Here is a 20,844-nt window from a genome sequence, read left to right on the forward strand (position 1 = left end):
TTCAGCCCGCGGGCTGGCTCTCGCGCTGCTCCCGCCGGGCCCTGATCCGGGTCCAGGCCGCCTCGGCCGCCTGCTGCTCGGCCTCCTTCTTGCTGCGCCCGGTGCCCGAACCGTACGACTCGCCGCCCACCCGCACCATGGCCGTGAACGACTTGGCGTGGTCGGGGCCGCTCTCCTCGACGTGGTATTCGGGCACGCCGAGCGCCTCGGAGGCGGTCAGCTCCTGCAGGGAGGTCTTCCAGTCGAGCCCGGCGCCGAGCGAGGCCGAGCGGACGATCAGCGGGTCGAACAGCAGGTGCACCACCCGGAACGCCTCGTCGAGCCCCTTGTCGACGTAGACCGCGCCGATCAGCGCCTCGAGGGTGTCGGCCAGGATGGAGGACTTGTCGCGCCCGCCGGTGCCCTCCTCGCCCCTGCCGAGCCGCAGGAACCGGCCCAGGCCCAGGTTGCGGGCCACGTCGGCCAGCGCGCGCATGTTGACCACCGCGGCACGCAGCTTCGCCAGCTGGCCCTCGGGCAGGTCGGGGTGGTTGCGGTAGAGGGTGTCGGTGACCACCAGGCCCAGCACCGAGTCGCCCAGGAACTCCAGGCGCTCGTTGGTGGGCAGGCCGCCGTTCTCGTACGCGTAGGAGCGGTGCGTCAGCGCCCGCTCCAGGATGTCGGGGTCGAGGCCGACCGCCAGGACCCGCTCCAACTCGTCTCGGGCGACCTCTACGGCCACCGGCTTAGGACCTGTGCCCACGTGCTTTCCTCCTCGGACATCTTCGCAATGGTGCGCGACTGCGGAAGATGCCCGAAAACGTGGTGGGCGTCGGGGTAACGGTGTAGCCCCGGCGTCCACCACGGCCGCGGGCGAACCGCCGCCGCACGCATCTGAGACGGTAACGCCGACCGAGGCACCATCGCACCCGGTCGGCATCACGTCAACTGCTGACGGATCAGGCGGACGGCTCGATGACCTGACGCCGGTTGTAGGTGCCGCAGGTGGGGCACGCAATGTGCGGCTGCTTGGGCGAACGGCACTGCGGGCAGCTCACCAGGGCGACAGCAGTCGTCTTCCACTGGGAGCGACGGTGGCGGGTGTTACTCCGCGACATCTTTCGCTTCGGGACGGCCACGTCACTTCTCCTGATCGTTATCTTTGTCGGTAATCAGACCTTGCAACGACGCCCAGCGGGCATCGATCTTCTCGTGCCGGTGATCCTCGCCGGCCTCGGCCAGCTTGATCCCGCACTCCGTGCAGAGCCCTTCGCAGTCCTCACGGCAGACGGGGCTCAACGGCAGTGCGAGCACCACCGCGTCACGGAACGTCGGCTCGAGGTCGAGCAGCTCGCCGTCGAGCAGCGAATCCTCCTCCGAGGCGTCCTCGTCGGAGTAGAAGAACAGCTCCTGCAGGTCGACCTCGAGGTCCGAGGCGACGGGGTCGAGACAGCGAGCGCACTCCCCGGCGAGCGGGGCCTGCGCCGTGCCCGACACGAGCACGCCTTCCATCACTGCTTCGAGCCGGAGGTCCAGCTCGACTTCGGCGTCTTTGGGGACACCGATCATGTCGACGCCGAGATCCGCCGGTGCCGGGAGGGTCAGAGTCATCCGCCGCATCGTGCCCGGCCGCTTTCCCAGGTCATGAGTGGAGATCACCCACGGGGAGCGGGGGTCGAGGTGCTGAGTCATCCTGCTCTCGCTAGGCATGGCGAGACGATCGCCGTCGTACAAGGCCGAAATGAAAGGATAGCAGGTCGCGCTCAGCCCCTGAGCCGCTCGATGAGGAGCTTGTGCACGAGATCGGGTACGAGGCCCGAGACGTCGCCACCATACCTGGCGATCTCCTTCACCCTGCTGGAGGACAGGAACGAGTATTCGGGGTTGGTCGGCATGAACAGCGTCTCGACCCCCGACAGGCGGTAGTTGAGCTGCGCCATCTGCAACTCGTAGTCGAAGTCGCTGACCACCCTGATGCCTTTGACGATGGCGGGGATGTCGTTCTGCCTGCAGAAGTCGACCAGCAGCCCGTGGAATTTCCGCACCTTGACGTTCGGATATTCCTTGGTCACGGTCTGCAGGATCTCAATTCGTTCGTCCACCGTGAACAGGCTGCTTTTCTCGACGTTGATCAGGACTGCCACGGTCACCTCGTCATAGAGCCGGGCGGACCGGCCGATGATGTCGAGGTGGCCATTCGTGATGGGGTCGAACGACCCCGGGCAGACTACGCGGCGCAAGACGCCTCCCAGGTCTACGGGTTCCCGGCGGCGCGACCGTACCAAACGGACGCTTCGCCATAACGACGGACCCTCTCCTCAACGTAGCCTTCCGGCCACATCAGTGCCTTTCCCCTGCTTTCCCTCTCGAATGCCACCAACGCCTCATCCAGCAGCCAGCCGTTGTCGCGCAGCGACTCCAGCGTCCGCTGGACCTCCTCGTCGGACACGGCGTAGGGCGGGTCGGCGAAGACGATGTCGTACGGCTCGGCGGGGGGCTTGGCGAGCACGCGCTCGACCTTGTCCGCGATCACCGTGGCGCCGTCGAGACCGAGTGACCGGACGTTCTCCTTGATCGTCCTGACGGCCTTGGGGTCGGACTCCACCAGGACGGCCTCCTTGGCGCCCCTGGACAGCGCCTCCAGGCCGATCGCCCCGGACCCGGCGTACAGGTCGAGCAGGCGGGCGCCGGTGAGGCCGTACAGGGAGTCGAGCGTCAAGAAGATGCCTTCTCTGGCCCTGTCGCTGGTCGGTCTCGTCCCCCGCCCCGACGGCACCGCCAACCGCCTGCCACCCGCGCTGCCTGCGATGATCCGCGTCATGTGACCCATTGTTCCGCATGTTCGCGCAGGTCAAGAGTGGACAAGTGTCTGCCTCGAGTGCGCAAGGGTGATTCACATCGGCGAGACGGGCCCGCATGATGAGTTCTGCGGCCTTCAAGGTGACCCACATGAAGGCCGACCGGCGTGATCGTGAGCCCTTCCGCACGCCGGTTCCCTCGGCACCTGACCCGAGGGTGGGCCCAGCCGGGGACGGCATTCGGGGGGAGGCCGTCCCCGCGGCTGGGCCTTTCAACTGCGCCGTGGCTACCCACCGCGCCCCCGCCCCCGCCCCAGGCATCGCGTCGAGCACCACCATGCCACCCCGCCGCACGCATTGCGCCGAGCACCGCCACACGCCACCCCGCCGCACCGGCGCCCGAAACCCCCAGCGCGCCCACCGGACGACTGCAAGCACCGCACCGACGCCGCACGGACCGCGTAGGCGAAGCACCCCACACCGCTCACGGCCCCCGGCCCCCGGCCCCACCCCGCCGCACCGATGTCCGAAATCCCCCTGCGCCACCGGACGGCCGAAATGCGCCTGGCGCCGCACGCCGCGGACGGCCGTAACCCCCACCAGCCCCGGATGGCCGTAACCGCCGCACGCTGCTCCCCGGGCCGGTGCGTCAGGCCGGCCCCACAAGCGGGGTCAGGTCTTCTCCAAGTACTCCGCGCGTTCATCCGCCAGCAGCCGGGCGATCTCCGCCCGCAACCCCTCGTACGACGTCAGGTCCGGATCCTCCTCCAGAAGGGCGGCCGCCTCGTCGCGGGCCGTGGCGATCACGTCCTCGTCCCGCAGGAGCTGCAGCAGCTTGAGCGACGACCGCTTGCCCGACTGCGCCGCCCCCAGGACGTCGCCCTCCCGCCGTTGCTCCAGGTCCACGCGCGACAGCTCGAAGCCGTCCAGGGTGGTCGCCACCGCGTCGAGGCGGGCGCGGGCGGGGGTGCCCTCGGAGAAGTCGGAGACCAGGAGGCACAGCCCGGGGAGGCCGCCGCGGCCGACGCGGCCGCGGAGCTGGTGGAGCTGGGAGACGCCGAAGCGGTCGGCGTCCATGATGATCATGACGGAGGAGTTGGGGACGTCGACCCCGACCTCGATGACCGTGGTGGCCACCAGGACGTCGAGCTCGCCCCGCGTGAAGGAGCGCATGATCGCGTCCTTCTCCTCCGGCGGGAGCTTGCCGTGGAGCGTGCCGACCCGCAGGTCGTGGAAGGGGCCGCTCTTCAGGAGCTCGGCCACGTCGAGGACCGCCAGCGGCGGGCGGCGGTCGTCGCCGGCCGCCGCGGCCGCCAGGTCGCCCTCGTCGCCTTCCAGGTCGCCGATGCGCGGGCACACGATGTACGCCTGCCGCCCCAGCGCCACCTCCTCCCGCACCCGCTGCCAGGTGCGTTCGAGGTAGTGGGGCTTCTCGGCGGCCGGGACGACGTGCGTGGTGATGGGGGCGCGGCCCGCCGGGAGCTGGGACAGCGTCGAGACCTCCAGGTCGCCGAAGACGGTCATGGCGACCGTGCGCGGGATCGGGGTGGCCGTCATGACCAGGACGTGCGGCCGGCCGCCGGCGGCCTTCTCGCGCAGGGCGTCGCGCTGCTCCACCCCGAACCGGTGCTGCTCGTCCACCACGACCAGCCCCAGGTCGGCGAACTGCACGTGCTCCTGCAGCAGCGCGTGCGTGCCCACGACGATCCCGGCCGTGCCCGAGGCGGCGTCCAGCAGGGCCGCGCGGCGGGCGGCGGCGCCCATGGAGCCGGTCAGCAGCGTGACCGACGTGCCCCCGAACATGCCCCCCTGCGCCAGATCCCCGAGCATGCCGGTGATCGAGCGATGGTGCTGCTGGGCCAGCACCTCCGTGGGGGCCAGCAGCGCCGCCTGGCCGCCCGCGTCGACCACCTGGAGCATCGCCCGCAGCGCCACCACCGTCTTGCCCGCGCCGACCTCGCCCTGCAGCAGCCGGTGCATCGGGTGCTCGAGCGCGAGGTCGGCGGCGATCTCCTCGCCGACCTGCGCCTGCCCCTCCGTCAGCGAGAACGGCAGCCGCGCGTCGAAGTCGGCCAGCAGTCCGTCGTCGCGCCTTGGCCGGGCCTTGGCGGGCAGCGCGGTGGCGGCCCGGCGCCGCTGCAGCAGCACGGCCTGAAGCACGAACGCCTCGTCGAACTTCAGCCGCTTGCGCGCCCGCCCCACCTCGGCGAAGTCCTTCGGCCGGTGGATGCCCACCAGCGCCTCGCCCAGATCCTGCAGCCCGTGGCGGGCCCGCAGCTCGGCGGGCAGTGGGTCGTCGAGCGGGCCCAGCGTGTCGAGCACGACGCCGACCGCCCGCCGGATCGCCCACGGCGTGACGTCCTTGCCCGCCGGATAGATCGGCACCGGCGCCGCCGCGAACTCCTCCGCGCTCGCCTCGCCCTCCTCGAACAGCTCGAACTCCGGGTGCGCGAGCTGCCAGCGCGGCTTAGCCCGCGCCCCGAACAGCCCCACCTTGCCCGCGAACATGCCCCGCTGCCCGGGCTTGAGCCGCGACTCGGCCACGTGGGAGCCCTTGCCGAAGAACGACAGGTAGAGCTTGCTGCCGTTGCCGTCGACGACCTCGACCTCCAGCCAGGTGCCGCCGCGGTTGCGCATGGGCTTGCGCATGAGCCGGGTCACCTCGCCGACCACGGTGACGTGCTCGTCGACCTCGAGCGCGTCGAGCGTGGTCAGCTCGCCGCGCTCGGCGTAGCGCCGGGGATAGTGGCGCAGCAGGTCGCCGACCGTCTCCAGGTCGAGCACGCTGTGCAGCAACTTGGCGGTCTTCGGGTCGAGCGCCTTCGTCAGAGGCTCGTCGAAACGGCTCACGGCATTAAGTTCTACCGCGTCGGCCCGACAGGAATCCCGTCCATCGGCCTCACTCCACGCCGATCAGGAGCGGATAGCCGCCCTGCTCGCCGTCGTACACGACCAGATCCACGTCGGGCCGCGTGCCGCGCAGCTGCTCCGCCAGCCGCGCGGCGAGCCCCGGCGGCGCCTGCGCGCCCGTGACCAGGGTCACCAGCTCGCCGCCGCCGGCCACCATCCGGTCCACGACCATGGTGGCCACGCGGTCGAGGGAGCCGCCGATCACGGCGACGTCCCCGTCGATCATGCCGAGCACGTCTCCGGGACGGCACAGCCCCGCGCTCGTCATCGCCTCCCGGTCCGCCACCGTCACGTGCCCGTAGCGCGTGTGCCCCGCGGCGTCCGTCATCGCCACCACGTCGTCGTCGAAGCGGCGCAGCGGATCGTGTACGGCCAGCGCCGCCAGCCCCTGCACGGTCGCCTTCGTCGGCAGCACGCTGACCACGGCCCCGTCCTCGCGGGCGATCTCCGCGGCCGCGGCGGCGACCGACCTGACGCCCTCGTCGTTCGGCAGGACCGCGACCTCGCTGCCCGCCTGCCTGATCGCGGCCAGCATGGCGGGCAGGGTGGGCCGGGTGCCGGGCTCGCGGCGTACCACGACCGCGCCGCACTCCTCGAACAGCGCCGCGATCCCGTCCCCCGCGGCCACCGCCACCACGCCCCGGCCGGCGCTGCCGCGGTGGGTGCGTTCGGCCAGGTACGTGATCCTGATCCGGTGCGGCCGCCCGGCCCGCAGCCCGGCCTCGACGGCGGGACCGGCCTCGGCCACGTGGACGTGCACGTTCCACAGCCCGCCGCCTCCGACCACGACCAGCGAGTCGCCCATGGCGTCGAGCTCCTCGCGCAGCGCGGCCACCGCGTCGTCCTCGGCGTCCAGCAGGTACATCACCTCGTACCCCGCCCCCACCTCGGCCATCGGCGTGACCCGCGAGGTCGGCGCGGGCACGTCGTAGCGATCGCTGTAGGAGCCGGTGATCACGGAGGCCAGGGTCTCCAGCACGATCGCCGCGCCCGCGCCGCCCGCGTCCACCACGCCGCTGCGGGCCAGCACGTCCAGCTGGGACGGCGTACGGCGCAGCGCGGCGCGGGCCTCACCCGCCGCCTGCCGCGCCACCTCCCGCAGATCGCCCGAGTCCACGTCCTGTACGGCTCGCGCGGCGGACTCCAGCACGCTCAGCACCGTGCCCTCCACCGGCCTGGCCACCGCCTCCCTGGCCAGCACGGCGGCCCTGAGCAGCCCGGCCCGCAGGTCGGAGCCGTCCTTCAGCACCTCGGCGAGGCCGCGTAACGCCTGGCTGACGATCACGCCCGAGTTGCCGCGGGCCCCGACGAGCGCGCCGTACGAGAGCGTCTGCCACACCACGGCCGCGTCCACGTCGTCGGGCAGCGACTCGACGGCCTCGGCCGCGGACAGCATGGTCAGGTGCAGGTTGGTGCCGGTGTCGCCGTCGGCCACGGGGAACACGTTCAGCGCGTCGATCTCGGTCCTGGCCCTGCCGAGCGTGTCGGCGGCCAGGCGGGCCCAGCGGCGCACCGCGGGCGGGTCGAGGATCTTCATCTGCACCCTCCCGGCTCCCGGCGTGGCCCGAATGCGCTACGGTTGTCGATGGAGAATATCGCCGCCGGACCACCGGTCCAGCGTTCCAGTTCGCGCCCATCGGTGTGGATCGGATATTCTCGTCTGGCTGGCCGGTTGTCCCGGCATGCCCTCCGCCCGGAAAGCATCAGCGGACAGGGCTACATCGACTGTTTTAAGGAGCGAACCGTGGCTTCCGTCTGCGATGTCTGCCGCAAGGGCCCGACCTTCGGCAACAACGTGTCCCACTCCCACCGCCGTACCCGTCGTCGTTGGAACCCCAACATCCAGACGGTCCGCGCGGTCGTCGGCGGCACGCCTAAGAAGCTCAATGTGTGCACCTCGTGCATCAAGGCGGGCAAGGTCACCCGCTAGTCCACACTTTCGCGCAAGCCCGTAGCTCCCGAGGGAGCCGCGGGCTTGTGTGTTTTCCTCCCTGAGGTCAGCGCCAGCGCCAGGCGTGGTCCACCGGGCCGATGCCGCTTCCCAGGGGGAAGCCGCGCGCGATCGCGCCCGTCACGTACTCCTTGGCCTTCCCCACCGCCTCCGGCACGTCGTCGCCCAGCGCGAGCCGGGAGGCGATGGCCGAGGCCAGCGTGCAGCCCGTGCCGTGGGTGTGGCGGTTGTCGAGGCGCTCGGCGGCGAAGCGGTATTCGTCCGTGCCGTCCGTGAGCAGGTCCACCGGCGCGCCCGGCAGATGGCCGCCCTTGATCAGCGCCCATCTGGGACCGAGCTCCAGAACGGCCTCGGCCGCCGTCCGCAGCCCGCCCTCGTCCTCCACCTTGACGGAGGTGAGCTGCTCCACCTCCCACAGGTTCGGCGTCACCACGGTGGCCACGGGCAGCAGCCGCGTCCGCAGCGTGTCGACGGCCTCGGGCGCGAGCAGCGGGTCGCCGTGCTTCGACACGCCCACGGGGTCCACGATCACCGGCGCGGCGTACGAGCCGAGCGCCTCGGCCACGACCTCGACCAGCGCCGGGGAGGCCAGCATGCCGGTCTTGACCGCCTGGGCGCCGATGTCGCCCAGGACGGAGTCGAGCTGCGCGCGTACGGCCTCGGGCGGCAGCTCCCAGTAGCCCTGGACGCCCAGGGAGTTCTGGGCCGTCACCGCGGCGATGACGCTCATGCCGTGGACGCCCATGGCCAGCATGGTCTTCAGGTCGGCCTGGATGCCCGCGCCGCCGCCGGAGTCGGAGCCGGCGACGGTCAGCACGCGTGGAGGGGTCGAAACCGTCATGTCCCCCATCCAACCACTCAGCTGATGGCGCAGTCCCCGCTGACCATTCCGCAGTTGGCGGCCTTCTGGCCCTTGCCCGTGGCGGTGAACGAGACCTTCACCGAGTCACCGGCCGGCAGCGACGCCGACAGATCGAGGATCAGCAGATCGCCGTCCTGCGTCCATTGGGCGCCGGTCACGGTCATGACCTCGCCCTCGACCGGGACGGAGACGGTCGGGTTCTCCAGCGTCTCCTGGGAGGAGTTCGAGAGCGTCATGTCGGCCTGGTAGCTGAGCAGGCGCTGCTTGATGGTCTGCCGGATGTTCATGGCGCCGCTCTGGCCGCTGGACCCGAACGTGTTCGTGGCGGACGGGATCGGGGTGCTGCCGCCGCTGGTCGTCCCGCTGCCGGTGTCGGAGTCGTCCAGCGTCGAGGGCTCCTCGGTCGGCGTCTCGGAGGCGAGCTCCTCGACGGGCGGCGTCGGCTCCTTCGTCGGCTTCGTGGACGTCTTCACCCTGGTCTTGGTGGGCGTCGGCGTCGCGGAGGCGGTGCGGCGGGGAGGCGTACGGGCGCTGTACGAGGCCGTCGGCGACGGGGTCTGGGACGGCTTCGGCTCGTCCGCCGACTCCTCCTCGGACGGCTCCTCCTCCGGCGTGGTCTCCTCCTCGGTCGGTTTGGAGGCCGCGGGACCGGGCTGGTTGTTCGTCGCCTGGACGGCGGCGCAGGTCGCGCCCGCGCACTTGTCGGGCGTGCCCGACGAGCTCATGAACTTGACGCCCGCCACGGTGCCACCGAGCACGACGGCGACCGCCGCGACCGACAGCAGCGCGACCCGGCCCTTACCGCCACCCGACGACGGGGGCGGGGTGAGCACGTCGTCGCCGCCGCGTCCGCCCTTACGGCGCCCGCGGCGGCCCTTGGGCTCCTCCGGCTCGTCAGGGCCGGGACCGGCCGCCCAGTCGGAGGCGAGGAAGCCGGTCTCGGCGTTCGCCCAGGCGGGCGCCTGCACGGCCGTGGGCTCCCCGGCGACCTTGACGTCCCCGGGCTCGGGCGGTCCGGACGACATGGGCACCGCGCCGGTACGGTCGCCGGGCCCGTCGAACGGCCCCTCGAACGGCCCGGGCCGTTCGCCGGGAGGTGGTCCGCCGAAGGCGCCACCGGGCACGTCGGGGCCGTCGAAGAAGGCCGTACGCTCCATGGGCCCGTCAAAGGGACCAGGCGTCTCGAACGGGCCTCGACCGCCGGCCGGGCCCGGACCCGGACCTCCAGGGCCGGGCGGAGCGTCCGGGCCGCCGAAGAAGGCCGTACGCTCGGCGGGCCCCTCCGCGGGAGCCGCCGCGTCGAAAGGGCCCCGCCCGGCGGGCGCGCCCGGGGGGCCGTCGAAGAAGGCAGTGCGTTCCATCGCCCCGTCGAAGGGGCCGGGACGGTCGGCGTCAAAAGGGCGGTCGCCCGGCTGGCCCCACTCCGGCGGCCGGGCGAAGGCGCCCGTCGTCTCGAACGGCCCGGCCTCCTCCCCAGGACCCGGCTGCGGGAAGCCACGCACGGGGTCGTTGGCCGGGGGGAAGCCGCCGTCGGAGTTGTCGGGCAGCGCGAAGGCACCGGTGGTCTCGAACGGCTCGGACTGCGGCCCGCGCGGAGGCGGTCCGTCAGTGCGCCGAGGCATGGGGGCCCACTGGCCCGTCACCTCGGGTGCGTCCGGCAGCGAAGGCCAGCCCGGCGGCTCGGCCTGCTCGTCAGGACCCCAGAATGCGCTGTTGTTCCCCCGTTCATCCCCGTCGTCGGATCCACCTGTGCCGTGGCGGCCCATGGCTGCCCTTTCTCGCGGTTACAGTGGCCGCCAATCTTCATAACACCTTTGCGACACCCTTGTCACAGCAATCCCCGTAGTCCCACCACAAATCCGGAAAATGTCACTTAAATCGGGACAAGTCATTACCGAAAGTGATCCCAGCCGCGGCGGCCGATCTCGCGCCCGTGCACCAGCACGCCTTCGCCCTCGACCACCCGGCCCACGACCTGCCACGACGGCGGCAACCGTACCTCTGAAGGGAAGACCGCGGCGAGCGCGTGATCCTCACCACCCGTGAGCACCCACTCCAGCGGATCGACCCCGAGCTCCTTGGCCGCGACCGAAACCGGCTCCCCCACGGCGAAGGCCCGCGGATCCAGCTCGATCCGCACGCCACTGGCCTCGGCGACGTGGCCGAGGTCCTGCAGCAGCCCGTCGCTGACGTCCAGCATCGCGCTCGCGCCCAGCTCGGCCGCCCCCGGCCCCATCGCGTACGGCGGCCCGGGCCGCCGATGCGCGACCACGACCTCCTCCAGGACGGGGTTCTCCGGCACTCCCGCCTCCAGCAGCGCCCACCCGGCGGCGGCGTACCCCAGCCGCCCGGCCACCGCCACCACCTGCCCGGGCCGGGCGCCCGAGCGCGTCACGGGAGCCCGCCCGCCCAGGTCGCCCAGCGCGGTCACCCCGATGACCACCAGGTCGCACCGCGTGATGTCGCCCCCGGCCACGCTCGCCCCGACCACCGCGCACTCGTCGCGGAACCCGTCGGTCAGCCCGTCGAGCCACTCCAGCGGCAGGTCGGCGGGCACGCCCAGCCCGACCACGAGGGAGGTCGGCACGGCGCCCATGGCGGCCACGTCGGCGAGGTTCTGGGCGGCGGCCTTACGTCCCACGTCGTAACCGCTGGACCAATCCCGCCGAAAATGTCTACCCTCGATCAGCAAATCCGTTGAGACCACGACCCGGCCGTCGGGCGCGCCGACCACGGCGGCGTCGTCTCCCGGGCCGAGCATTACCGCCGCACCCTGGGGCAGACGTCCGGTAATCCGATTTATCACTCCGAATTCGCCGAGATCTCCGACTGTGATGACGCACCTCCTGACGCACACAGGGTACGGTGGCCCTTCGGCGTGATCCAATCGCCCGGGAGGACGTGATGGTGCAGGCCTACATCCTTATCCAGACCGAGGTCGGCAAGGCCGCTGCCGTGGCTCGCGAGATTTCCGGGATTCCCGGGGTCACTCAGGCGGAAGACGTGACGGGGCCCTACGACGTGATCGTGCGCGCGGAGGCCAACAACGTCGACGAGCTGGGCAAGCTCGTCGTGGCCCAGATTCAGGCGGTGGAAGGGATCACACGTACTCTTACGTGTCCGATCGTCCACATTTGAAGGTAGTCGTCGCATGCGTGCCGCCGCCGCCCTGCTCGTTCTCCTCGCGCTCGCCGGTTGCGGCGGCACCGTACAGGTCGATCCGCCCTCGCCGACGGGGGAGGCCGTGACGGCCTGCGGCAAGCTGGCGACGCTGCTGCCCCAGACGCTCGACGGCGACCGGCGTGGCACGTCCACGCCCGAGTCTCCGTACGTGGCCGTCTGGGGCGACGGGGCCATCGCGCTGCGCTGCGGCGTGCCCAGGCCGGCCAGGATGGCGCCCACCGACCAGCTCCAGGAGATCGGCGGGGTGGGCTGGTTCGCCGATCCCGACAGGCCCACGTTGTTCACCGCGGTCACGGACGCGGCCTACGTGGAGGTCACGGTCGGCGGCGAGCACGTGGCCGCCGAGGTGCTCGCCGACCTGTCGAAGCCGATCTCCCAGGTCTCGCCGCCGTCCCGGTGATCGCGCGGTCTCAACGCAGGCCCGCCGAGCGCGACAGCGCGAGCTGGATGAGCCGGTCGACCAGCGCCGGGTAGTCCAGCCCCGAGGCGGCCCAGAGCTGCGGCGCCACCGACAGCGACGTGAACCCGGGCATCGTGTTGATCTCGTTGAAGACCAGCCGGCCCTCGGGGGTGTAGAAGAAGTCGACCCGCGCGAGCCCCTCGCAGTCGAGCGCCTCGAACGCGCGCACAGCCATGGCGCGCAGCTGCTCGGCCGTCTCCTCGGGCAGGTCGGCGGGCACGGTGAGCGACATCTGGTCCGGGTAGTACTTCGCCTCGAAGTCGAAGAACTCCTGCCCGCCCTCGACCTTCACCTCGCCGGGCCGCGACGCGACCGCGGGCTCGTCGCCGAGCGACTCCAGCACCGCGCACTCGATCTCGCGGCCCACGATGGCGGCCTCGATGAGCACCTTGGGGTCGTGCTGCCTGGCGAACTCCACGGCCGCCTCCAGCTCGCCCAGGTCGTTGGCCTTGGAGATGCCCTGCGAGGACCCGGCCCTGGCGGGCTTGACGAACACCGGCCAGCCGAGCCCCTCCGCCTCCTTCAGCACGCGGTCGCGGTCGAGCCGCCAGTCGCGGTCGCGTACGACGACGTGGCGGCCGATCGGCAGCCCGGCGGCGGCCATCACGGTCTTCATGTGGGCCTTGTCCATGCCGACCGCGCTGGCCAGCACGCCCGAGCCGACGTAGCGCACCCCGGCCATCTCGAGCAGCCCCTGGATGGTGCCGTCCTCGGCGAACGGGCCGTGCATCACGGGGAACACCACGTCCACCGAGCCGAGCTCCACGGGGATGCTGCCGGGGTCGTACGCCACCAGCGAGCTACCGCCGGACGGCAGCGCCAGCGCCGCGCCCGAGGTGTCGACGACCGGCAGCTCGCCCGACTCGATGGCGAACCGCTGGTCGGAAGCAGCCAGCACCCACCTGCCGTCCTGGGCGATCCCGATGGGGATCACCTCGTACTTGCTCCTGTCGATCGCATCCAGCACACTTCCCGCGCCCATCAGGGACACGGCGTGCTCCGAATTGCGGCCTCCGAAAACAACGGCGACGCGTGGCTTGCTCATGGTGTCCGAATCTACCGGGGCGTCCGGGTCACAGCGAGCCGAGCACGCCGTAATCAGGACTTTCTCCCACGCTCATACCCCGTAACGCTCAGGTTTGGGCGATCGGGACATGAGCAACATGCCCGCCTCGGTCGGGGACATGCCGTCGTGCACGACCCCGACGACGACCTCGGTGATCGGCATCTCGACGTCGTGCTTCCTGGCCAGCTCCAGCACGGACTCGCAGGACTTCACGCCCTCGGCGGTCTGCCTGGTGGCGGCCACGACCTCGGCGAGGGTCATGCCCCTGCCCAGGTTCTCGCCGAAGGTGCGGTTGCGCGACAGCGGCGAGGTGCAGGTCGCCACGAGGTCTCCCATGCCCGCGAGCCCCGCGAAGGTGTGCTGGTCGGCCCCGAGGGCCGCGCCCAGGCGGGAGATCTCGGCCAGCCCCCTGGTGATGAGCATGGCGCCGACGTTGTCGCCCATGCCCATGCCCGCGGAGACGCCCACGGCCAGGGCGATCACGTTCTTCACCGCGCCGCCCAGCTCGACGCCGACCACGTCGTGGTTGGTGTACGGGCGGAACCACGGCGGCAGGTGGCAGATCGCCTGCAGCCGGGCGGCGACCGACTCGTCGGTGCAGGCGACGACGGTGGCGGCGGGCTGGCGTTCGGCGATCTCCTTGGCCAGGTTGGGCCCGGAGACGACCGCGACCCGCTCCTCGGGCACCTCGGCGACCTCGCGGATCACCTCGCTCATCCGCTTGGTCGTGCCCAGCTCGATGCCCTTCATCAGGCTCACCAGGACGGCGTTCGGCGGGATGTGCTCGCGCCAGGCGGCCAGGTTGGGCCGCAGCTGCTGCGACGGCACCGCCAGCACCACGAATTCGGCCCCTTCGAGCGCCCGGGCCGGGTCGGTCGTGGCGCGCAGCTTCTCCGGCAGGGGGATGCCCGGCAGGTAGTCGGGGTTGACGTGGTCGCGGTCGATCGCCTCGACCAGCTCCCGCCTGCGCCCCCAGAGCGTGACCTCGTTGCCTGCCTCGGCCAGGATCATCGCGAACGTGGTCCCCCACGAACCGGTGCCGAAAACGGCCGCCTTTGTCATGCCATCACCCCTTGGCCGGGTCATAGGGAGTCTCGGGGGCCTTCTCGCCGCGCAGCTCGGCGAGCTGCTGGGTGATCGCGGCCGTGATGTCGGCCGTCGCCGCGCGCAACACCTCCGCGTGCAGCGGCTGGCCCTGGTACTTCGACAGGTCCACCGGTGGGCCCACCGTCACCTTGAACGTCTTGCGCGGGAACAGTCTGGGCTTCTTCTCCCCGTACGGCAGCAACTCATGCGCGCCCCAGTGGGCCACCGGGATGACCGGCGCGCCGCTCTCCAGCGCCAGCCGGGCCGCGCCCGTCTTGCCCACCATGGGCCACAGATCGGGATCGCGGGTGCAGGTGCCCTCGGGGTAGAACAGGATCGCGCCGCCGTCCTTGAGCCGCTGAGCCGAGATGTGCAGGGACTTCGCCGCCTCGGCGCTGCCCCGGTCGACGGGGATGGCCAGGAGGGCCGTCACCGCCCTGCCCAGGAACGGCACCTTGAACAGCGCGGCCTTGGCCAGGATTACCGGCCAGCGCCCGTTGTTGTAGAGGAAGTGCGACAGCAGGACCGGATCAGTCCAGGAGAGGTGATTGGCCGCGATGATCACACCGCCGGTGCGCGGGATGCGCTCCCCACGACGCCAGTCCCTCTTGACCAGGAGCCGGGACAGCGGTTTCACGACGACGACTGCCAGGGTTTCCCAGAAACGTGACGGTCGCGCGGGGCGGCTCATGGTTTCCTCCAACACGTGCGGGATGCGCCCCAAGTCTCCCGGTTGGCCGCGCGGGATGTCGAGGCGGGATGCTTAAGACTATGAGCATCCGCTGGTCGCTGGTCATCCCTGTGAAGACGCTGGTCGCGGCGAAGACGAGGCTGGCGGCGGCCACGGGTCCGCACCGGACCAGGCTGGCCGTGGCCGTGGCGAGTGACACGGTGGCGGCGGCGCTCTCGTGCGCGCGGGTCGCCCGGGTGATCGTGGTGACGGCCGATCCCGCCGCGGCCGGACCGCTGGGCGCGCTGGGGGCCGAGGTGGTGCCCGACCCGGACCGCGGCCTGAACACCGCCCTGCGCACCGGGGCCGCCCATGCCGTACGCGTCGCGCCCGGCGACGCCGTGGGGGCGCTCCAGGCGGACCTGCCCGCCCTGCGGTCGGCGGAGCTGGGGACGGCGCTGGAGGCCGCCGCCGAGTTCGACCAGTCCTTCGTGCCGGACGCGCTCGACGTCGGCACGACCTTCTACGGGGTACGGCCCGGGATGCCGTTCACGCCGAGGTTCGGCGGGGAGTCGCGGGCCAAGCACCTGGCGGGCGGGGCGAAGGAGCTGTGCCCGCCGGGGATCGACTCGGTGCGGCGGGACGTGGACACGCCCGACGACCTGCGCGCGGCCATCGCGCTGGGCCTCGGCCGCCACACGGCCGCGGTGGTCGCCGAGCTGTGGCCCGGCTCATGACGTCTTCGCGGAGATCCTCATGATGGCGGGCGAGGTCGCCACCGCCAGGTGCGACAGGCCCACCAGGGCCACGCCCGCGGCGAAGACCGCGTACCCGCCGAGCCACTCCCCCAGCGCGCCGCCGGCCAGCCCGCCCAGCGGGTAGGCGCCCCACATGAGGAAGCGCATGCTGGCGTTGACCCGGCCCATCAGGTGGTCGGGCGTGATGCGCTGGCGGTAGCTGAGCTGGGTCACCCCGAAGATCGAAGTGACCACGCCGAACAGCGACGAGGCGATCGGGAAGATCAGCAGCTGCCAGCCGGGGCCGGTCGCGAGCGCGGGCAGGTAGAGCACGGTCGCCAGGACGGCGGAGCCGTACAGGGTGGGGCCGGTGCCGAAGCGCGCGGTGGCGCGGGCCACCAGCGTGGCGCCCACGAGGGAGCCGACGGCGGCGGCCGACAGCAGCAGCCCGTACTGGGCGGAGCCGATCCCCAGCTCCTTGACCAGGTAGAGCGGCATTCCGACGGCCGAGATGCCGTTGGCCGTCATGACGAGCGCGCCCCCGACCGCGACCCTGCGCAGCACCGGCTCCCCCGCGACGAACCTGATGCCCTCCGCCACCTCCTGGCGCAATCTCCGCTCGCCTCGCCGCGGGGTCTCCTCGGCCCGCACGCCCGACAGCAGGAGCGCGGAGAGGAGGTAGCTGGCGGCGTCGGCGAGCAGCGCGATCGGCGCGGTGAGCACGGCCACCGCCCAGCCTCCGACACCCGGTCCGGCGAGCAGCGAGGTGTTCCTGGTGACCTCCAGGACGCCGTTGCCGCGTTCGAGGCGCTCCTTGGTCACGATGGCGGGCAGGAAGCTCATGTGGGCGACGTCGAAGAAGACCGTGCCCACGCCCAGCACCAGGGCGACCGCGTACAGCTGCGGCAGCGTCAGCACGTCGAGCCAGGCCGCCACCGGGACCGACAGCAGCGCCACGCCACGCGCGACGTCGGACCAGATGAGGATCGGGCGGCGCCGCGACCGGTCCACCCACACGCCCGCGGGCAGCCCGATCAGCAGGAAGGCGAGCGTCTCGGCCGCCGCCAGCAGGCCGAGCTGGAAGGCTCCGGCGTGCAGGAGGAGGAGCGCCGTCAAGGGCAGGGCCACCACCGTGACCTGCGTGCCCATCTGCGTGATGGCGTTCGCCCACGCGAACCGCCAGAAATCGCCCGTACGCCCCATGTTGCTCGATCTTTGCCGTCTGGCCGGGCGAGGGGCAAACGAATTACGCTGATCAGCGTGCAGGGAACGGTACGCAGCTTCGACGAGGCCACGCGCTCGGGGACGGTGTTCCTCGACGACGGGACCGTGCTGGAGTTCGGCACGCCCGCCTTCGACGCGGGCCCGCTGCGGCTGCTGCGCACGGGGCAGCGGGTCAACCTCGGGATGTCCGGCGGGCAGATCGCCTACGTCACGCTCTCGACCTTCCCGGTCCCCGACGCCTTCCGCGACCGGCCGCCGGCGGGCGATTCCGAGTAACTTTTGCCGGTCGCGGCCCGGCCGATTGCGGGCCGAAATGCGAAACGCCCGGGCCGATGGCCCGGGCGGAAGCGCGTGCTGGGTTTACTTCTTCTTTCCGACTTTCTTGCCGCCCTGGTTGACCAGTTCCTTGAAGTCGGATCCCGGGCGGAACTTCGGCCCCCAGCTCTCGGGAACGTTGATTTCCGCGCCGGTCGACGGGTTCCTGGCCGTGCGGGCGGGCTTGTTCACCATCTCGAATGCGCCGAAGCCCGTGATCGAGACCTTGTCGCCGCTCGCCACGGCTTTCTGGATGGTGTCGATGACCGCGTTCACGGCCTCGGTGGCCGTCTTCCTGTCGCCCACCCGATCAGCGATGGCCTCGACGAGTTCTCGCTTGTTCATGAAAGTCCTGCTCCCCCAGTTACGGCTCGGGGTTCCAGCTCACGAGTTCGCCCTAGAAACCCCTTACGGGCTTGAAAGTAGGCGGGATCGCGGGTGAACTCAATCACCTGGCGCGTTTTCCTCACTACGTGGCGTGTCGAGCGCGGCCAGAAACGCGTCGAGGCGGGTGGCGGCCCTTTCCGGATCCCGCTTCGCCAGATCGCAAATCGCGAGGTAGCGGCGGGCCAGCCGATCCTTCTCGGCCGCGGGGAGCATGCGGACGCGGCGGTGCGCCTCGCGCAACCGCCGCGCCAGTTCGTCGTCTTCTAGACGGTCGTCGGCAGCCATGGCTGCCGACCATTCTCGTACGCCGCCACTTCGTCGGCGTGACGCAGGGTCAGCCCGATGTCGTCGAGGCCCTCCATGAGCCGCCAGCGGGTGTAGTCGTCGATCTCGAACGGCACGGCCTCACCCGCCCAGCGGACCTGGCGTTCGACCAGGTCGACGGTGACCTCGAGCTTCGGGTCCGCCTCGACGGCCGACTGCAGCGCCTCGACCTTGTCGCCCGGCAGGACGACCGGCAGCAGGCCCATCTTCGTGGAGTTGTTGCGGAAGATGTCGCCGAAGCGGGCGGCGATCACGACGCGGAAGCCGTACTGCTGCAGCGCCCAGACCGCGTGCTCGCGCGAGGAGCCGGTGCCGAAGTCGGGGCCGGAGACGAGGATCGAGCCGCCCTCGTAGGACGGGTCGTTCAGCACGAACGTCGGGTCCTCGCGCCAGGCCGCGAACAGGCCCTTCTCGAACCCGGTGCGGCTGACCTGCTTGAGCCAGACGGCCGGGATGATCTGGTCGGTGTCGACGTTGCTGCGGCGCAGCGGCACCGCCGTACCGGTGTGGGTGGTGAATGCTTCCATCGGTCCGGATCTCCTTACAGGTCGGCGGGCGCGGTCAGGCGGCCGGTGACGGCGGTCGCGGCGGCGACCTGCGGCGACACCAGGTGGGTGCGGCCACCCTTGCCCTGGCGGCCCTCGAAGTTGCGGTTGGAGGTGGAGGCGCTGCGCTCGCCGGGCTGGAGCGTGTCGGGGTTCATGCCCAGGCACATCGAGCAGCCGGCCTCGCGCCACTCGGCGCCGGCGGCCTTGAACACCTCGTGCAGGCCCTCCTGCTCGGCCTGCAGCTTGACCAGCATCGAGCCGGGCACGATCAGCGTGCGGGTCTTCACCTGGCGGCCCCGCAGGATCTCGGCGGCCGAGCGCAGGTCCTCGATGCGGCCGTTGGTGCACGAGCCGACGAACACGGTGTCGACCTCGATCTCACGCAGCGGCGTGCCGGCGGTCAGGCCCATGTACTCCAGCGCCCGCTCGGCGGCCGAGCGCTCGACCGGGTCGGCGAAGCTCTCCGGGGACGGGACGGACTCGCCCAGCGGCAGGCCCTGGCCCGGGTTGGTGCCCCACGTGACGTACGGGGTCAGCGTCGAGGCGTCGATCTCCACGACCTTGTCGAACACGGCGTCGTCGTCGGTGCGCAGCGTCTTCCAGTACTCGACGGCCTGGTCCCACGCCTGGCCCTCGGGCGCGTGCGGGCGGCCCTTCAGGTACGCGAACGTGGTCTCGTCCGGCGCGATCATGCCGGCGCGGGCGCCCGCCTCGATCGACATGTTGCAGACCGTCATGCGGCCCTCCATGGAGAGCTTGCGGACGGCCTCGCCGCGGTACTCCACGATGTAGCCCTGGCCTCCGCCGGTGCCGATCTTGGCGATGATGGCCAGGATCAGGTCCTTGGCGGTCACGCCGGCGGGCAGCTCGCCGGAGACCTCGATCGCCATCGTCTTCGGCCGGTACGCGGGCAGCGTCTGCGTGGCCAGCACGTGCTCGACCTCGGAGGTGCCGATGCCGAACGCGATGCCGCCGAACGCGCCGTGCGTCGAGGTGTGGGAGTCACCGCACACGATCGTCATGCCCGGCTGCGTCAGCCCGAACTGCGGGCCGATGATGTGCACCACGCCCTGACCGGCGTCGCCCATCGGATGGAGCCTGATGCCGAACTCGGCGGCGTTCTTGCGCAGCGTCTCGACCTGCGTCTTGGACACCGGGTCGGAGATCGGGCCGAGCACGGTCGGCACGTTGTGGTCCTCGGTGGCGATCGTGAGATCGGGCCGCCGCACCTTCCGGCCGGCGAGACGGAGCCCGTCGAACGCCTGCGGGCTGGTCACCTCGTGAATGAGGTGCAGGTCGATATAGAGCAGGTCCGGTTCGCCCTCGGCACGACGGACTACGTGTTGCTCCCAGACCTTCTCGGCCAGTGTGCGGCCCATGATCTCCTCCTGTTTGTTCGCGATGCGCCATCGCACCGCTGGCTCAGGCCCGATCCCGCCGGTCGCCGCCCCGGGGGACCAGCGCTCCCCTCGCACCTTCTGCGATGCTTCGCATCGCGGCCCGGTCGCTCGGGTCCGGCCTCTTCGCTCCTCAGTCCAGAGACCGGCACTCCTTTGCGGGGGAGTTTGCCTCCGACTTGCCTTCTCATATGTCGAGACGGCAGTATCGGTGTATGGACAACTCTAGCGGAGTCGGAGTACTCGACAAGGCCGTTCTTGTACTCAATGCCCTCGAAGCGGGACCCGCTTCACTGGCGCAGCTCGTCCAGGCCACCGGTCTGGCCCGCCCCACGGCCCATCGGCTGGCCGTCGCACTTGAGCACCACCGCATTGTGAGTCGTGACACACAGGGCAGGTTCGTCCTGGGTCCCAGGCTTTCCGAGTTGTCCACCGCGGCCGGCGAGGACCGGCTGCTGGCGGTGGCCGCCCCCGTGCTGATGCAGCTCAGGGATCTCACCGGGGAGAGCGCGCAACTCTACCGCCGCCAGGGCGACGAGCGCGTCTGCGTCGCGGCCGCCGAACGCGCGAGCGGCCTGCGGGACACCGTACCGGTGGGCTCCGCGCTGCCCATGGGGGCGGGCTCGGCCGCGCAGATACTGCTGGCGTGGGAGGAGCCGGACCGGCTGCACCGTGGTCTGCGCGGCGCCAAGTTCAGCGCCGCCACCCTCGCTTCCGTACGGCGCCGCGGCTGGGCCCACAGCGTCGGCGAGCGCGAGCAGGGGGTGGCCAGCGTGTCGGCGCCCATAAGGGGCAGCGGCGGCAAGGTGATCGCGGCCGTGTCGGTCTCCGGCCCCATCGAACGGCTCACGAGAGCACCGGGACGGCTCCACGCGGTGCCCGTTATGGCGGCCGCCGAACGTATAACGGAGGCAATGCGTCGCACGTCATGATCGGCGAAAGCAGGT

General features: G+C 71.3%; 24 protein-coding genes. 6 read left to right on the top strand and 18 right to left on the bottom strand.

All coding sequences use genetic code 11. The features are described from left to right. Window position 1: 1 nt before the first annotated feature. The 7 genes from rnc to HD596_RS04775 all read right to left on the bottom strand — a co-directional run bounded on the left by rnc (window position 2) and on the right by HD596_RS04775 (window position 7,224). On the bottom strand, window positions 2–742 hold the full coding sequence (gene rnc / locus HD596_RS04745; protein WP_376775821.1) for a ribonuclease III: 741 nt from the start codon (window positions 740–742) through the stop codon (window positions 2–4). Between the two features lie 196 nt (window positions 743–938). Then, window positions 939–1,118: a 50S ribosomal protein L32 gene (rpmF, locus tag HD596_RS04750; RefSeq protein WP_139632166.1), complete on the bottom strand. Its 180-nt coding sequence runs from the start codon at window positions 1,116–1,118 to the stop codon at window positions 939–941. A gap of 1 nt (window position 1,119) precedes the next feature. Further along, window positions 1,120–1,689: a YceD family protein gene (locus HD596_RS04755; protein ID WP_376776140.1), complete on the bottom strand. Its 570-nt coding sequence runs from the start codon at window positions 1,687–1,689 to the stop codon at window positions 1,120–1,122. A 53-nt stretch (window positions 1,690–1,742) separates the two neighbouring features. Beyond that, complete coding sequence (gene coaD, locus HD596_RS04760) at window positions 1,743–2,219, bottom strand: pantetheine-phosphate adenylyltransferase (RefSeq protein ID WP_185068071.1); 477 nt, start codon at window positions 2,217–2,219, stop codon at window positions 1,743–1,745. Between the two features lie 14 nt (window positions 2,220–2,233). Next, window positions 2,234–2,755: a 16S rRNA (guanine(966)-N(2))-methyltransferase RsmD gene (gene rsmD / locus HD596_RS04765; protein WP_313047509.1), complete on the bottom strand. Its 522-nt coding sequence runs from the start codon at window positions 2,753–2,755 to the stop codon at window positions 2,234–2,236. 694 nt (window positions 2,756–3,449) lie between these two features. Continuing rightward, the gene (gene recG / locus HD596_RS04770) at window positions 3,450–5,627 is read right to left on the bottom strand and encodes an ATP-dependent DNA helicase RecG (RefSeq protein ID WP_185068073.1); all 2,178 of its coding nucleotides are present in this window, start codon (window positions 5,625–5,627) and stop codon (window positions 3,450–3,452) included. Between the two features lie 49 nt (window positions 5,628–5,676). Continuing rightward, window positions 5,677–7,224 (bottom strand): fatty acid kinase ATP-binding subunit FakA, encoded by a 1,548-nt coding sequence (locus HD596_RS04775; RefSeq protein WP_185068074.1) that lies wholly within the window; start codon window positions 7,222–7,224, stop codon window positions 5,677–5,679. Window positions 7,225–7,431: 207 nt separating this feature from the next. Between HD596_RS04775 and rpmB the strand changes: the two genes are divergently transcribed. Then, a complete protein-coding gene (rpmB, locus tag HD596_RS04780) occupies window positions 7,432–7,617 on the top strand; it encodes a 50S ribosomal protein L28 (protein ID WP_043618345.1) in 186 nt (61 codons plus the stop codon). A 67-nt stretch (window positions 7,618–7,684) separates the two neighbouring features. On the opposite strand, the gene thiD is transcribed toward rpmB, so the two are convergent. The 3 genes from thiD to HD596_RS04795 all read right to left on the bottom strand — a co-directional run bounded on the left by thiD (window position 7,685) and on the right by HD596_RS04795 (window position 11,357). Continuing rightward, window positions 7,685–8,488: a bifunctional hydroxymethylpyrimidine kinase/phosphomethylpyrimidine kinase gene (thiD, locus tag HD596_RS04785; protein WP_185068075.1), complete on the bottom strand. Its 804-nt coding sequence runs from the start codon at window positions 8,486–8,488 to the stop codon at window positions 7,685–7,687. A gap of 8 nt (window positions 8,489–8,496) precedes the next feature. Beyond that, window positions 8,497–10,122 (bottom strand): flagellar basal body-associated FliL family protein, encoded by a 1,626-nt coding sequence (locus tag HD596_RS04790; protein ID WP_185068076.1) that lies wholly within the window; start codon window positions 10,120–10,122, stop codon window positions 8,497–8,499. Window positions 10,123–10,391: 269 nt separating this feature from the next. Continuing rightward, window positions 10,392–11,357: a thiamine-phosphate kinase gene (locus HD596_RS04795; RefSeq protein WP_313042770.1), complete on the bottom strand. Its 966-nt coding sequence runs from the start codon at window positions 11,355–11,357 to the stop codon at window positions 10,392–10,394. A gap of 47 nt (window positions 11,358–11,404) precedes the next feature. Between HD596_RS04795 and HD596_RS04800 the strand changes: the two genes are divergently transcribed. Both HD596_RS04800 and HD596_RS04805 read left to right on the top strand, forming a co-directional pair. After that, the gene (locus HD596_RS04800; RefSeq protein ID WP_106249262.1) at window positions 11,405–11,638 is read left to right on the top strand and encodes an Lrp/AsnC family transcriptional regulator; all 234 of its coding nucleotides are present in this window, start codon (window positions 11,405–11,407) and stop codon (window positions 11,636–11,638) included. 13 nt (window positions 11,639–11,651) lie between these two features. Next, complete coding sequence (locus HD596_RS04805) at window positions 11,652–12,083, top strand: DUF3515 domain-containing protein (RefSeq protein ID WP_185068077.1); 432 nt, start codon at window positions 11,652–11,654, stop codon at window positions 12,081–12,083. A gap of 10 nt (window positions 12,084–12,093) precedes the next feature. On the opposite strand, the gene HD596_RS04810 is transcribed toward HD596_RS04805, so the two are convergent. From HD596_RS04810 to HD596_RS04820, 3 genes are all read right to left on the bottom strand, one after another. Next, the gene (locus HD596_RS04810; protein ID WP_185068078.1) at window positions 12,094–13,188 is read right to left on the bottom strand and encodes a D-alanine--D-alanine ligase family protein; all 1,095 of its coding nucleotides are present in this window, start codon (window positions 13,186–13,188) and stop codon (window positions 12,094–12,096) included. Window positions 13,189–13,260: 72 nt separating this feature from the next. After that, entirely contained in the window at window positions 13,261–14,271 is a 1,011-nt protein-coding gene (locus tag HD596_RS04815) for an NAD(P)H-dependent glycerol-3-phosphate dehydrogenase (protein WP_185068079.1), read from the bottom strand. A 4-nt stretch (window positions 14,272–14,275) separates the two neighbouring features. Then, window positions 14,276–14,932 carry a lysophospholipid acyltransferase family protein gene (locus tag HD596_RS04820; protein WP_313042774.1) on the bottom strand — a complete coding sequence of 219 codons (657 nt, stop codon included), beginning with the start codon at window positions 14,930–14,932 and terminating at the stop codon, window positions 14,276–14,278. A gap of 134 nt (window positions 14,933–15,066) precedes the next feature. Between HD596_RS04820 and cofC the strand changes: the two genes are divergently transcribed. Continuing rightward, complete coding sequence (gene cofC / locus HD596_RS04825; protein ID WP_313042776.1) at window positions 15,067–15,702, top strand: 2-phospho-L-lactate guanylyltransferase; 636 nt, start codon at window positions 15,067–15,069, stop codon at window positions 15,700–15,702. Here cofC and HD596_RS04830 read toward each other — a convergent pair. Beyond that, complete coding sequence (locus tag HD596_RS04830; protein ID WP_185068082.1) at window positions 15,697–16,905, bottom strand: MFS transporter; 1,209 nt, start codon at window positions 16,903–16,905, stop codon at window positions 15,697–15,699. The two genes, cofC and HD596_RS04830, sit on opposite strands and share 6 nt — an antisense overlap. Window positions 16,906–16,962: 57 nt before the next feature. Between HD596_RS04830 and HD596_RS04835 the strand changes: the two genes are divergently transcribed. Beyond that, window positions 16,963–17,202, top strand: a complete 240-nt coding sequence (locus tag HD596_RS04835; protein ID WP_185068083.1) for a hypothetical protein — start codon at window positions 16,963–16,965, stop codon at window positions 17,200–17,202. An 84-nt stretch (window positions 17,203–17,286) separates the two neighbouring features. Here the strand turns inward: HD596_RS04835 and HD596_RS04840 are convergent, their stop codons facing one another. The 4 genes from HD596_RS04840 to leuC form a co-directional block, all read right to left on the bottom strand. After that, window positions 17,287–17,586 (bottom strand): HU family DNA-binding protein, encoded by a 300-nt coding sequence (locus HD596_RS04840; protein WP_185068084.1) that lies wholly within the window; start codon window positions 17,584–17,586, stop codon window positions 17,287–17,289. A gap of 99 nt (window positions 17,587–17,685) precedes the next feature. After that, window positions 17,686–17,913, bottom strand: a complete 228-nt coding sequence (locus HD596_RS04845; RefSeq protein ID WP_185068085.1) for an SCO5555 family protein — start codon at window positions 17,911–17,913, stop codon at window positions 17,686–17,688. Then, window positions 17,892–18,479, bottom strand: a complete 588-nt coding sequence (leuD, locus tag HD596_RS04850; protein ID WP_185068086.1) for a 3-isopropylmalate dehydratase small subunit — start codon at window positions 18,477–18,479, stop codon at window positions 17,892–17,894. Before leuD ends, HD596_RS04845 begins: the two co-directional genes overlap by 22 nt. A gap of 14 nt (window positions 18,480–18,493) precedes the next feature. Further along, window positions 18,494–19,879 (bottom strand): 3-isopropylmalate dehydratase large subunit, encoded by a 1,386-nt coding sequence (gene leuC, locus HD596_RS04855; RefSeq protein ID WP_185068087.1) that lies wholly within the window; start codon window positions 19,877–19,879, stop codon window positions 18,494–18,496. A 233-nt stretch (window positions 19,880–20,112) separates the two neighbouring features. Between leuC and HD596_RS04860 the strand changes: the two genes are divergently transcribed. After that, window positions 20,113–20,829: an IclR family transcriptional regulator gene (locus HD596_RS04860; RefSeq protein ID WP_185068088.1), complete on the top strand. Its 717-nt coding sequence runs from the start codon at window positions 20,113–20,115 to the stop codon at window positions 20,827–20,829. Window positions 20,830–20,844: the final 15 nt, after the last annotated feature.

Origin of the sequence: Nonomuraea jabiensis, assembly GCF_014204795.1 — a bacterium.
In the GTDB taxonomy this organism is placed as follows: Bacteria; Actinomycetota; Actinomycetes; order Streptosporangiales; family Streptosporangiaceae; genus Nonomuraea; species Nonomuraea jabiensis.

Bases quoted from the DNA above. Each gene is read 5' to 3' on its own strand.
- HD596_RS04755 (WP_376776140.1), bottom strand. From the start codon at position 1,689: ATGCCTAGCGAGAGCAGGATGACTCAGCACCTCGACCCCCGCTCCCCG.
- HD596_RS04775 (WP_185068074.1), bottom strand. From the start codon at position 7,224: ATGAAGATCCTCGACCCGCCCGCGGTGCGCCGCTGGGCCCGCCTGGCC.
- thiD (WP_185068075.1), bottom strand. From the start codon at position 8,488: ATGGGGGACATGACGGTTTCGACCCCTCCACGCGTGCTGACCGTCGCC.
- HD596_RS04790 (WP_185068076.1), bottom strand. From the start codon at position 10,122: ATGCCTCGGCGCACTGACGGACCGCCTCCGCGCGGGCCGCAGTCCGAG.
- HD596_RS04800 (WP_106249262.1), top strand. From the start codon at position 11,405: ATGGTGCAGGCCTACATCCTTATCCAGACCGAGGTCGGCAAGGCCGCT.
- HD596_RS04805 (WP_185068077.1), top strand. From the start codon at position 11,652: ATGCGTGCCGCCGCCGCCCTGCTCGTTCTCCTCGCGCTCGCCGGTTGC.
- HD596_RS04810 (WP_185068078.1), bottom strand. From the start codon at position 13,188: ATGAGCAAGCCACGCGTCGCCGTTGTTTTCGGAGGCCGCAATTCGGAG.
- HD596_RS04815 (WP_185068079.1), bottom strand. From the start codon at position 14,271: ATGACAAAGGCGGCCGTTTTCGGCACCGGTTCGTGGGGGACCACGTTC.
- cofC (WP_313042776.1), top strand. From the start codon at position 15,067: ATGAGCATCCGCTGGTCGCTGGTCATCCCTGTGAAGACGCTGGTCGCG.
- HD596_RS04830 (WP_185068082.1), bottom strand. From the start codon at position 16,905: ATGGGGCGTACGGGCGATTTCTGGCGGTTCGCGTGGGCGAACGCCATC.
- HD596_RS04840 (WP_185068084.1), bottom strand. From the start codon at position 17,586: ATGAACAAGCGAGAACTCGTCGAGGCCATCGCTGATCGGGTGGGCGAC.
- HD596_RS04845 (WP_185068085.1), bottom strand. From the start codon at position 17,913: ATGGCTGCCGACGACCGTCTAGAAGACGACGAACTGGCGCGGCGGTTG.
- leuD (WP_185068086.1), bottom strand. From the start codon at position 18,479: ATGGAAGCATTCACCACCCACACCGGTACGGCGGTGCCGCTGCGCCGC.
- leuC (WP_185068087.1), bottom strand. From the start codon at position 19,879: ATGGGCCGCACACTGGCCGAGAAGGTCTGGGAGCAACACGTAGTCCGT.
- HD596_RS04860 (WP_185068088.1), top strand. From the start codon at position 20,113: ATGGACAACTCTAGCGGAGTCGGAGTACTCGACAAGGCCGTTCTTGTA.